Below are 12,490 nucleotides of genomic sequence, written 5' to 3'. Positions count from 1 at the left end.
GCCCAATCTACTTTTCCTTTTGTAGCATGCATTATATTCTGAAATGCTTCATATTGTAAATTTTTGTCTTTTGCTTCGAGATTTTCAAAATAAGACTTAGTTGCATTATCCATTGTAACACCTCTGAAATATTTATTATTTCAATTTTATCCTATTCATGGTCTCTTTCAAACTTTTTTACTAACCTGCCCCGTTTGTTCAATAAGTAAAAAGATACTGCCGCGGTAAAATCTTTCCTTAACATAAGCACCCGTTAGTTGAATAAGATCCATTCTATTTTTCTTATTCATATCCAATTCTAGTTTACATAAATACTCTTATCGCAATAAAAGAGTTTTTTGCCCCTTGGCCGATTGACTAGCTGTCTTGGCTACTTGCCGGAAAGGGTTGAGTGTCCTATCGGCCGGAAGCTTATTCGTCTTACACTGATTTATGATTCGGTATGGAAGGGAAAAATATTTAAAAAGACCTCTCAGATTTCTGAGAGATCTTAGACTAACATTTTTAGATTAATCTTTACTAAATAAAAAATTGCTTCAATTATGATAAACCTCACAGTTACCCAAAACACTGATGCATTTTTTTCATTTTCACTTAAATATAACAAATAGAAATCATTACTTTCAATGCTGTGGCTATTCATTCTATCAATTATAGGTCTTTTACTATGAGTATTAAACAAGGCATTATTAAAATATAAATATTTGTCTATTAGTGCTACCTATTTTTAACCTCTTTTATAAATTCCCATGTTTGACCTTTATCTTTTGATTGATATAGTGCACTACTATTACCATTATAATCTCCATCTGATCCTTGCCCCATCAACAGAATAAAAACTCCATCTTCTTCATAAGGCATACCCGGAGAATCAAAAGGGCTTATAGATTGTCCATTATCTAATTTCACTTTATGAGGTGAAAAATTTACTTTCTTAAATGAAGTACCTCCATCAACCGTACGATATAATGCTCCTTCATTACCCGAAGGATTGACTGCTCCTAAAAATCCAAGTTTGTCATCCAAAAAAACTATTCCTGAGGCACTTCCGATTGTCCCGCTAAATGGGTCATTATTCATAACGGTCCAAGTTTTTCCCCCATCCATGGTCTTGCTTAGTGAATAAAACGTACTTCCTAATGCTTTATCCGTAACATTTAGTTTAAATCCGACTACTTTAGATAGATAAAATTGTTCGTTAGTATTCTTTAATTCATTTTTCTTCTCATTAGAATTTGTTTGAATTCTAGTAGATGGCTTACTCCAATTCGGATCACCTATTAAATTATATCTAGCAGGGGTAATCATTTTTTCCTTCCCAGGGATGAATATTGATACCGTATATCCAACTATCTCTTTAGTTGCAACTTCCGGACTATACTCTTTTCCGTCCTTTTCAATATTAATGATTCCATTTGTATTAGATCCCCAGCTTCTTTTTCCATAATAAACCAACCCGTACTGGTTTTCGTTCCACTTACTAACTTTTTGTTTAATCGGAATAACTCTAACTGTTTTAACTAAAGGCTCTACCAACTTATCTACATTATAAGTGGGACCAGCATAACCATTTAATAATAGAGTAATATTTTTTGATTTATTTTTATCAAAAGTTATTAGGTAACTCTCTTCTTTTCCATCTTCATTTTTCCCGTATACAAATGTATCAAATGATGTAATTGTTCCATCTGAATTAAATTTAAGGGAAAAATTATTTACCATATATAATTCTTTGGGCAAAGTATAATCTTTATTTATATCTTCAAAAATACCTTTTACACCATCATTATATATATTGTTATGTTCGAATTTAACTGACCTTTCATTTTTTAATCGTTCTATATACCATGCAAGTTTACCGCCATAATTTGTTGCACTTTTATAAATATTCACTCCATATAATAATGTAATGGCAACAAAGATGATAATCGAAATATATCTCCATGCATTCAAATTAGTTAAATGTTTTAATTTATGTTCACTTTCTTTTATCATTTTAATTGTAATAAACAAAATGATCGATAATAATAAGACTATGCTTAATAATAAAATATATAGATTATTATTCATTCTTCCATACTTGCATATTGAAGCTAACTCATGTCCAAAAAACCAGTATCCAATTATGAAGATTGGATTTGTTAATAATGAAATAAGTATTCTTTTTACATTTCCTCTAAATATGTAGATCACTCCTAGTTCACCTATTTATCTATTTTGAGTATACTTTGTTTTACTAGATTTTTGCACGTTGGTGATTATCATGTTATACATGAAGGTCAACATAGTGGTTGAATTCTTAAATTCATCATTTTTACATTAAACCAATACTATTGAAGTTAAAAAAATCAACTTCATTATTGATATAAAGATATATTTTTTCAGAACAACACTTCCAAGTCTTTTAACATAAAACCTCTTCTACTTATTTTATCTCTACAGTTTTACTTCTTGATAAGTACCAATTACTCCTTTCAAACTGAATTTTCTTGTTGCACTAAACTTGCCCGTTTGTTGAAGAAATCAGTGTCACAAAATTTTCACAGACAAACATTAAATACAATGATACATTTAGTTTATAATATGGTAATTTCCTCAACACTGGTTCCCCCAGTGTCTTTTTTATATCCTAACTCTTTAAAAGAAAGTTCTCCATCAAAGAAAACCAAGTGTGGTTTTATCTGTATTTTAATATCTTCTTAAACTTATCTTTCCCTTGAATTGAATGACCAAAAAAGGAGTTGCCGCAGCAACACCAATACTCAACTTAAGCCCCCGGTAGTGAAAGAAGGTTTTTCTTCAGTGACATATATTTTAATGCCAACCAAATGCCAGTTTCCCTTCATTCAATTTACTTTCATTCCATTCTAATATTCCTTCTCCTTCTTCAATCCCTTGTTCTTTCATTTCATTCTTATAAAACTTAATAATCTTATTTCGCTTTTCAATATCATCAGGTAAATCAACAATTAGGTGAGTAGCATATGGTCCTCCTTCATCTTCTATTCGTTCTGGTTCATCGAAAATACCAATAACGCTTAACTTTAGTGCTCCAAGTTCATAAAGTTTTTCAACAAATTGGACAGCATTTTCATTTTCGCCAAACCTGTCAGATGCCAATGCTGATGGATTATTGTTATTTTTAAGCCATTCTAAGGCTTCGTCCGTTTTGTTCAATGAAAAGCACTCCTTTTGGATGATGTTTCAATAATTCTACCTTTAAATAACTTTTTCCTTCTTCAACTATCCTGCCACTTTAGTTCAACAACAAAAGGATTGCCGCAGCAACCCCATTTTTAACATAAGCCCCCCATTCGTATTATAAGGTTAGCCAGATATTTCTGGTTGACCTTTTTTTATATGGTTTTATCATAACGGTAGCCGGGGTAGAACGTAAGCCCCCGTGGGACTTAGATCCCGTCAACTAAACAGTTCACCCCCTACTTGCTTAAACATGATTTGGCTGGTTGGGACTCTGATCTCGTATAACAAGCGAAGCTATGACACTGCAAGGAGGATCTAGGGGTACCGGTTAATTTGTTCTAGAGGAGGAGAGTTAAAATGAATCCAGTCATAGGTCTGGATATTGCAAAAGGTGAAAGTCAGGTTCAAGCTTTCTTGGATAAGAAAAAACCACACAAAAGTAGTTTTAAAGTATCTCATACTCTTGAAGGTTTAGAGATGTTGTATCAGTATCTTAGAGAAATAGAAGCACTCACAGGTATTCGTCCTCCGATTGTTTTGGAAGCAACCGGGCATTATCATACGCCAGTTGTTCAAATGACTGTATCCCTCATTGCCAAGGGCCGTTAAACAAGTAGAGCACGAAATTCCAAACGACACGTGGGTTTCGTGCTCTTTTAAATTTCACTTCCTAACAAAGGCGGCATTCCTTCTTGCACACTCCATAAACACAAACAAGGACAGGATATCCTGTCCTCACTTACACTGGTTATTCCTTTGCGGCTGCCACAGCTGGAGAGGCGTTTCTTCTTTCTTTCATGGAGTTCCTGAATCCTACGAACCAAACACCCCCCTGAAACAGGAAGACAGCGAGAATAATTAGGCTGTCCCAGAAATAAAAATTCCCAATACTATAAGTGGTCAAATGCTTATAAACAAGGGAAACCGCATATAAAATCGGAGGCACCTGGAAATATAAAAAGAGGATGATGGCAATTGTCCCGCCGACTCCATATAAATGGCCGAACCAGACAGCATTTTTTTGCTCGTGCTCAGGAAGCTCATCCCACTCAGGAACATTCTTCTTAAAGTATTTTTTCAGAAGGTACATTCTGCTGTTTTGGTGGAGGGCCGATGTATTCTTCCAGTTGCTGATGACAAAGTACATATCGGTTCTTAAAAAAATTACAAATTGGAACAGGAAGGCGTAGACAGTCAAAAATTCGACAAGCTTTGAATAGCTTATTACCAATGGATTCGTTGAAAGAAGCTGGACAACAAGACAGACAAGGGCGATCGCGGCATCCCACAACATTCCAGCCAAAAAAGGTACATAGCGATTCTTTTTCGGCTTAGCCCATAATCCTGTCATATCTGTTTCGGCCACAAGAAAGATCATTCGGAGGTTGAGCCTTATTTTCGATGAAATGTTTTCCTTGGAGGTAGCCAATAAGTGTCCCACTTCATGAACCAAAGTTAAACCCCAGCCAACAATCAATATATTGAGGGCACTGAGGCCGATTGCTTCGTAAACAAATAAATCCTTGAATCTTGGAAACAGAGAATGGTTTGTAAAAAACAGTACAGCAGTTGCCAACAGAGCAGCACCATAAAACATCAAAGCAACCCTTGAGTAAAAGAAACTTCCCAATTTAAAAAGGGGCTTGTTCGGTTCTCTTTTTACCTCCGGATTTAGAACCTCCCCATCGATACTATAAACAAGCTCGCACTCTAAAAGAGTGATCACAAAGTCCAGCACATCAATATCAGTCTTATATTTTAGTTCCACGGTTTCCTTCACTAGCTCAATTGTCCGCTTGCCATCAAGCAAATTTATTACATCCACTCCTACCTCAGGAACCTGTATAAATTCCCCTGTGTATGGGTCACCCACTGTAAATTCATCCCCGTTTTCCTGGATGGTCAGGTGGGAACAATCCACTGTTGACAATGGATTCAGCCTGGAATCCACCCTTTCATACGCAATCCTGAACAGGTCATCAAGGTCGGCCATCTCATCAAAGTGCCCTGAACAAGTGGGGCAGAAAGGATGCCTGCTTACTTCGTGCCCGCTCTGGGTCATGGCCATTGTAGCTGTATCAACCGTTATGCAGGGCTTTAAGAGAGGAGCAGCACCGGTCAGCAAATTGACAACATCCGATGCAAACAACCCGGTAAGAATGGACAAGTTTGGTGCAAAACCAGTATTCACTCTTGAAAAAACTTTTCCATAGCTCGCTTTTAAACGGTACACGTTATCGCGGTCTTTGGACAGAGAATCTAACGTTTTACAGTCATAACAGGGTTCTTCGTTCCGTGGGTCGATCCGTTCCCACATGATAGACTGGTTGGAAAATCCTCCCCGGTAAAAAGGGATTTTCAGCTTCATGCATGCAGCATTCACCCAGCGTGTTGAAACGAGGACTGGCGTATCCATCATGCTTATTACTGCATCCGCGCCTTCGATAATATCAAGCAAATCTTCGTAATTCCGGATTTCCCGATTGTACATTTTAACCGAAACTTCAGGGTTTATTTTTGTGATTTTCTCCTCGGCCACTTCCGATTTCAAGCGGCCAATGTCATCTTCGTTATACAAAAATTGCCGGTTCAGATTTGTTCTTTCGACTGTATCACAGTCTACCCCTACAATTTCACCAACTCCAAGCCCCGCAAGATAAGATGCAGTCAAACTGCCGCCTCCCAAACCCAATACAACTACTTTAGAATTTTTCAGCTTGTCCTGAATGGAGAATTTACTTTTGCCCAGACTGGCATAACCAGAAAAATAGTTCAAATTTGCCTGGTAACGCTCCAGCTCGGTGGGGGAATATTTAGAAGGGGGAGTGATATCTTCCATAAAGCCCAATTCGTTCAAACTTTCTATGGCTTCCTCAACTTCGTAGAGAGGGATATCCAATTTTAAGGCAATTTCTTCAGGAGAGATGGATCCATCCAGAAGTTCCAGCATTTCAAATACAGTTCCTCCCGGATCATCAAGAGTGGTCGCTGTGCCATTAAAATGGATTTCAATTGAATCGTCTTTTTTAATAATGGGCCGCAATGTTTTCTTAAAGGCTTTTCCCATCGCAATCAACTCCTTCAATAAACGAAGAGAATGACTTCATACAAGAAGCCATCCTCTTCAGTAAGTATTTATGATTCCTTAGCCAGGATATGGAATGAAAGTTGGAGCAAGCTTTTCAGACTTTCTTACTTTGATTTTCATGAACGGTTCCTCCTTTGCTTCTAAATTTATAGGTTCCAAAGTTAAAGCTTTGATTTCTCCTATAATTGAATTAATAATAGAATATTTTGAAAGTATTAGTCAAGTCCTATTAATTGTGTAAAATCAAATGCAAGTGTTTTCAACTAAAAATTGTGGGGTGTGATCCAAACCCTTTTCATTTTTTGAGCGAGACTTCCATGGGTTTCATTCTTCATATCCAGTGCAGATTGTCAAAGGCTTTTCACTTTGACAGTCTGTCCTGGATATGAAATCATCCATAATGGAAGTTTAGCTGAAAAATCATTTTGTGCTATTGTTTAGTGCATTTTTTTTGGAATAAACAGTTTCTTGATAGTGCATTAACACGGCGCCTACGAGGCGGAAAGCAGTTATTATCCCTATTCGCATCTCATTATCTCCTATTATTAAAGTCCCTTTTACCGAAAAAATAGCTGCGGTTGGACAGCTCTATTAAAAACAATGTGAATCTTTAATGGCAAAGACCATTCCTCTTGTGATATTTGAGTTTCTTATTAAACTAAACTGCACCATATGTTTAATAACAAATTCAATAAAAAAGTGCGAGAATCCTTCCTGGATCATCGCAACCGTTAGCTGAATAAGGTTTTAACAATAGTTGTAATAAACATAAAACTTCCCACAAAGAAATAAAAGTAGCCCATTTCCTTGGGTTGGTTTTTATATTTAGCAATATCCAAACCATTCAAAAAAAATAAAACAGACATTAATATAAACATAATTGGAAGTAAATCTATTTCACTAAAAAAGCTAAATAGGGATAGGATGAAACAAACTACTGCAATTAAAAGACGTAACCAAAAAAGCCCTTTAGATTTCATTATCCTCTCTCCTTTACTTTCATTAGGAATGATTAAATCGTTCTCACATTATAATTCCATTTTTTTGTATTTATACCCTTTTTCATTTAATATGTTGTTCCGAGGATTTTTTAGGAAAATTATTAATCTATCCGTCTTTCACTAACCTACCCGCACAATAAGAAAAAAGATGCTGCCACAACAACACCTTTAATTAACATAAGCCCCCGATAGTTTAAGTGTGATTGTTCACAAACTTTGTTTTAATAAAGAATTCCTTCCCCGTAAGATCAATAAGATTTTCTTTTATCCAAAAATTTGGGCAGCAATGCCGAATAATGTATTGTTTCTAGGTGGCATATTAACAGAATTAATCACCATTATTGGAGGTATACTAGCTTTTAAAAATCCTCCTTGCTCCAAAAACAGCATAAACTCTTCATTACCCGATGGCACATCAATCCTTAATTTTCCCTTATGTCCAAAAGCTAACCTATCTAGTATTAAAGCTGCAGTTTGAGAATCAGGTGCAACAATAGGTCCCAATATAAGGTTTATTGGTCCTAAAATAGATATTCCATAACCAATAATGTTTGCTTTACTATCTTTTACTACTAAGCATTGTTCTGATTGATTTATCCTATTATGAAGAAAATTACTTCTTTTATCCCCAAAGGCAGCCTTATCTAGATTTAAAATTTCGGGTAAATCATTCTCACTGAAATTTTCAATGGATACACGACTGATACTCAATGGTATAGCAGTTGTATAGTTATCACAAAGATACTTATGAACATAATCCACTGTTCTAAAACCCATTTTTTCATATAGGGGTTTCCCTTCTTCAGTTGCAATTAACATAATAGAAGCGTTACTTGGAGCGAAATCTATACATTTTTGAGTTACCTCTCTTCCTAATCCCAAGCCTCTGTATTCTTTATTAACAATTACCATACCAATTGAAGATAAATAATTCTCATAAGGGATTACTGCAGCACTAGACACAATTTTCCCTTCAGCATTTTTATGCCCAAATATTTTCCCGGATGACATAACAGTTAAAACTTCATATTCATCATAATCCCAGCCAACTGATGCAGACAACTCAATTAAAGCTTTAATATCACTTTTATCAAATTGGACTAACTCTAATTTTGTTTCATTGTATGTAGACAATAAGTTTTCCCCTTCGAACGTTATTTTTAATTACCTTATGTAAAGTTAGGTAAAATCCTCCTATTAATAAACCTGCCATTCAGCACAAAATGTTTCCACAATGAAAGTCTGTTCTTTAAAATTCTTGCACTGTTTTTCAGGTACTGATTCGATAACCCCATCTTAAAACGAATTGCGAAAAATCCTCATTTGGCTTTTTAACTTGGTATAAAAGATGAAAAGCTCTTGTAATAATTTCTGTTGGATATTCCTTAATGTAGTAACCACTTCCAGTTTCTCCGCAAGGTTTGCATAAATCGTAATAAGAACTTGTTTTTGCAAAATCTGGGCAGCTCTCTATAATATTATTCATAATGTTACATCGCTTATCATATTCTTCATCGGGAATAATTGTTTCATTTAGTTTATAGTAAAGAAATGAATGAACAAGAAAGTTTCTTTGATAACGATGAAGTGTATTTAATAGTGTTACGTTCTTTAATATGAGTTTATTTTTGTCCATTTGTACTCCTATTTGGCTTCCTTTAAATTGAGAGCAGCTTTTTCTACCAATAATTCATCTTCATATTCCAAAAATCCTTCTTCCACTAAAACTGCACATTTACTTGAATAAGAAAAAAAGCCTTACCCCATTGTTGAAACAAAACAACCCACGTAAGCACAATAAGGATTTCAATAAAAAAGTACCTTAATCCTTCCAGGATCAAAGCACTTGTAAAAATTAGACTTAAATATGGTAAATGGTTATTTTGTTCCAGATTGATTTCCAATCTTTTTTAATGATTCTTTTTTCATAAATAGCAACCCGTTCAGGAGTTTCAGTGAAAAAGGGAGTTGGCTTTAACTCTAAATTAATTACATCATCTATTCCGCAAGGAGCTGTAAGAATCACATCATTATTATCATTTACTTTTACCCCAAGTGCAGTTGCAGTTTCAGGAAATTTTGATATCGCATCCACAGACGATGAATAAGGTGGAATATTATTTACAACATGCATTCTTGCTTCGTTCTTTACTGACCAAGGTATGCCAGGTAGTATGTTCTTTAATTTTTCTTCTAACTTCTTTTCTGTTAACTCATCAATATCATTCTTATCAAAGTAAATTACATCGACATCGGGAATTTCAGTCCTTTTTGTGAACCCGTGTAAGGTATCCCATATCTTTGAACGGACGAAACCTGCACATATCCACCAATCAGCTAAATCTAATGATTTGGCAGCTTTTAATATCTCCATCATAAAATCATCTTCACGAATTATTTCCAAAATATTTTTTTCATTTTTTAACATTACTTCCCCCAAAAATTGTTATTTACTCCATATAAAATTCTTTAAACATAGTACAAATCCTTCTTTAACAAACCTTCCCCGTTTGTGGAACAACAGAAAAAAGGCTCTACGCCCTATTGAAGTAAAGCCCCCGTTAGTTTAAGTGAAACCTTTCACAATTATTATATAACAACTTAAAAATAAACCAGTAATCTCTCTTCCAATTCTGTATTCCCAAATTTGATACTATGTTAATGTCTACAACAACGGAAAAAGGAGACGGGCACCCTGCTGCATTAACCTCTGTAAAGGAGAGCGCTGAAATATATCCTCCATTTGTAAAGAGACAGAATCATGTAGGTCCCGCTCAAATTGTTCTGTAAGGTCTTTTGCCACGTCTTTACTGTAAAAAAATTCACAAACTTCGTAATTTAAGCGAAAACTTCTCATATCATAGTTTGCTGCTCCTACTTCCGCTACTTCCCCATCGATAACCATCGACTTCGCGTGCAGCATGCCTTTGTTATATAGGTAGATATGAACCCCTGCTTCCAACAACTCTCCGTAATAAGTAAAACTTGCATGTTCTACGATTTTTTGATCCCCTTGACGAGGAACCAGCAGTCTTACACGTACTCCACGTTCAACTGCTGTCTTAAGTCCCATAATAATATCTTGATCTGGTACAAAGTAGGGTGTGGTGATATCAACGGTCTTTGTGGCTTGTGTTATCCCTATAAAGTAAGCCTGCCTAATAACTGGCGTAGGAATACCAGGATTGCCTTCCACTGTCTGTACATAGGCTTGGTGCATCCCATTGGTCGGAACTTCATTCGCGTTTGTTTCTTCAATAGTACCCAACTCGGTGCTCCATTCTGTCAACATGGTAAATGGGTTTGATAAGCTGGTTGTAGGAGTGATGGGGGAACAATCTTTTCCAGTTTTTGTTTTCATTCTAGATTTTGTATTTATTTGTTCTGGTGAAGCAATATTCCAATGGTCTTCGAAGATCATTTTCAAATCAGATGAAGCTTCACCCACTACTCTTACATGAGTGTCACGCCAGTGTCCTACATTTGGCTTTAATCCGGTATATTCATCCCCAATATTAATCCCACCGGTAAAAGCTTCCCTACCGTCGATTAGAACAATCTTACAATGATCCCGGTTATTCAAAGTTGAAAAAATCCAAGGGGGACGTAAAGGAAAAATAGTCCGACATTCTATTCCTGCATCCATCATCCGAAAAATCTGAGTTTTAGATAATTTTCTGCTCCCCCAACCGTCTCTTATAAAACGGATATTCACACCGTCCAATGACCGTTCAATCAGTAAGTCCGTAATACGCCTTCCAATTTGGTCGTCTTTATATATGTAATATTCCAGGTCAATCGTTTTTTTGGCGTTCTGTATAGATTCCATTAGTATATCATAGGTTTTAATCCCATTTATGAGCACCTGTACATGACCAGTCCTCAATCCATCCACGGTGAAATGTTTCAATGCTTGTGCGATCACCTGAGCTGAACCGCCAAGGGAATCAGGCAGAGTGTCTGATTCGTTAGAAGTAGAAGTCGGCTTTTTACGGCGCTTCATACGTATGGGATTTGATGTAATTAAATAAAGCCCAAATCCAATTACAGGGAATATAAAACTAATGGTTATCCAATTTAAAGCCACTGCTGGTCGCCGTACCTCTCGAATCGCCATAATTATCATAAAAACAGTATTTAATAAATAAAGTCCAAAAATCCATCCCAAAATAAGCACCCTCTTTTACCTTTTAAAATGTGCAAATAGTAACAAGTTTATAACATATAACCCTGGGATTAACGAAAACAATTGGTACCCATGTTTTTCTCTTTTTTGATATTGAAGGGTTTCCAAATACCTCAATAAAAGTAACGTGTGGTCCTTTGTTTTATTGAATTGACATTAATGGTTGGAATTATTAAAAACAATGATATAAGCACAAGAAACGGGATAGGTAAACGCATATTCTTAATAGCAAAAAGAAATGAGGACTGTTTTTATGAATTCAGAAGTACAGGTTATGCCACAACAAATAGATATAACAAATACAGATGAACGAATTATAAGGAGACCAATTTTCATTAGACCGCCTTTTCTAAGACCTTTTTTTTGGAGACCTCCTATTTTCTGGAGACCTCCATTTTTTTGGAGACCCTATCTTGGAAACCCCTTTCTAGCAGGATTACTGGGTGGAGTATTGGGCGGTCTATTGGTTAGTACATTATATGGTCCTTATAGATATGTTTACTGGTATCCATATCCTCCATATCCATATTATCCGCCATACCTTATTTATTAATTTCTTATAAGTTATCCTTTGGGTGCTTTTTGGTGCTAATCAATATTGTGTTAATTTCCTAGTAATATTTAGCGTACAATTTTATTAAGATATAAAATAAAATTTGCCCATTTTCTTTAACCATCCTTTTTTAGGATGGTTTTGCCTGTTAAAATTGGTAAATCACTCAATACATAGAAAATAAAAATTTCCAAATACTATTTTATTAATTCAAATTCACCTAAAAGAGGGATATTAAATGACTGTCTTTAATCACACATACTTGTTGAGAAACTTTTCTTTTAAAGGAATCTTTTTAACCATTTCAAGGAGAGATTGAGACTGTATTACTATCAATTTCCCGCAATTCCACCTATTTTGGTTAATTCCTTGTTCAACTATCCTGCCCCTTTAGCACAAAAAGAAAAGGAGCTGCCGCCGCAACCCCATCTTGAACTCAAGCCCCAGTTAGTTTAATA

General features: G+C 35.5%; 8 protein-coding genes and 1 pseudogene. 1 reads left to right on the top strand and 8 read right to left on the bottom strand.

Going from position 1 to position 12,490, the window contains the following annotated elements; translation table 11 throughout:
* Nucleotides 1–717: 717 nt before the first annotated feature.
* Nucleotides 718–2,193 carry a beta propeller repeat protein gene (locus G8761_RS26040; RefSeq protein ID WP_166030843.1) on the bottom strand — a complete coding sequence of 492 codons (1,476 nt, stop codon included), beginning with the start codon at nucleotides 2,191–2,193 and terminating at the stop codon, nucleotides 718–720.
* A gap of 621 nt (nucleotides 2,194–2,814) precedes the next feature.
* Nucleotides 2,815–3,177 carry a hypothetical protein gene (locus G8761_RS26035; RefSeq protein ID WP_166030842.1) on the bottom strand — a complete coding sequence of 121 codons (363 nt, stop codon included), beginning with the start codon at nucleotides 3,175–3,177 and terminating at the stop codon, nucleotides 2,815–2,817.
* Between the two features lie 384 nt (nucleotides 3,178–3,561).
* Here G8761_RS26035 and G8761_RS26030 point away from each other — a divergent pair.
* A pseudogene (locus G8761_RS26030) lies at nucleotides 3,562–3,780 on the top strand (IS110 family transposase); the annotation flags it as partial.
* Nucleotides 3,781–3,952: 172 nt separating this feature from the next.
* Here G8761_RS26030 and G8761_RS26025 read toward each other — a convergent pair.
* The 6 genes from G8761_RS26025 to G8761_RS26000 all read right to left on the bottom strand — a co-directional run bounded on the left by G8761_RS26025 (nucleotide 3,953) and on the right by G8761_RS26000 (nucleotide 11,461).
* Entirely contained in the window at nucleotides 3,953–6,271 is a 2,319-nt protein-coding gene (locus tag G8761_RS26025; RefSeq protein ID WP_166030840.1) for a ThiF family adenylyltransferase, read from the bottom strand.
* Between the two features lie 752 nt (nucleotides 6,272–7,023).
* On the bottom strand, nucleotides 7,024–7,272 hold the full coding sequence (locus tag G8761_RS26020) for a hypothetical protein (protein WP_166030839.1): 249 nt from the start codon (nucleotides 7,270–7,272) through the stop codon (nucleotides 7,024–7,026).
* A 285-nt stretch (nucleotides 7,273–7,557) separates the two neighbouring features.
* Complete coding sequence (locus G8761_RS26015; protein WP_166030838.1) at nucleotides 7,558–8,427, bottom strand: GNAT family N-acetyltransferase; 870 nt, start codon at nucleotides 8,425–8,427, stop codon at nucleotides 7,558–7,560.
* A 136-nt stretch (nucleotides 8,428–8,563) separates the two neighbouring features.
* On the bottom strand, nucleotides 8,564–8,929 hold the full coding sequence (locus G8761_RS26010; RefSeq protein WP_166030837.1) for a DNA ligase LigA-related protein: 366 nt from the start codon (nucleotides 8,927–8,929) through the stop codon (nucleotides 8,564–8,566).
* Nucleotides 8,930–9,154: 225 nt separating this feature from the next.
* The gene (locus G8761_RS26005; RefSeq protein ID WP_166030836.1) at nucleotides 9,155–9,721 is read right to left on the bottom strand and encodes a nucleotidyltransferase family protein; all 567 of its coding nucleotides are present in this window, start codon (nucleotides 9,719–9,721) and stop codon (nucleotides 9,155–9,157) included.
* A 237-nt stretch (nucleotides 9,722–9,958) separates the two neighbouring features.
* On the bottom strand, nucleotides 9,959–11,461 hold the full coding sequence (locus tag G8761_RS26000) for a phospholipase D-like domain-containing protein (protein WP_166030835.1): 1,503 nt from the start codon (nucleotides 11,459–11,461) through the stop codon (nucleotides 9,959–9,961).
* Nucleotides 11,462–12,490 lie beyond the last annotated feature (1,029 nt).

The organism is Neobacillus terrae, assembly GCF_011393025.1.
Taxonomy (GTDB): domain Bacteria; phylum Bacillota; class Bacilli; order Bacillales; family Cytobacillaceae; genus Neobacillus_A; species Neobacillus_A terrae.
This window is presented reverse-complemented; position numbering and strand designations above follow the sequence as displayed.

Coding starts and splice junctions, on each gene's coding strand:
- G8761_RS26025 (WP_166030840.1), bottom strand. CDS start 6,271: ATGGGAAAAGCCTTTAAGAAAACATTGCGGCCCATTATTAAAAAAGAC.
- G8761_RS26020 (WP_166030839.1), bottom strand. CDS start 7,272: ATGAAATCTAAAGGGCTTTTTTGGTTACGTCTTTTAATTGCAGTAGTT.
- G8761_RS26010 (WP_166030837.1), bottom strand. CDS start 8,929: ATGGACAAAAATAAACTCATATTAAAGAACGTAACACTATTAAATACA.
- G8761_RS26005 (WP_166030836.1), bottom strand. CDS start 9,721: ATGTTAAAAAATGAAAAAAATATTTTGGAAATAATTCGTGAAGATGAT.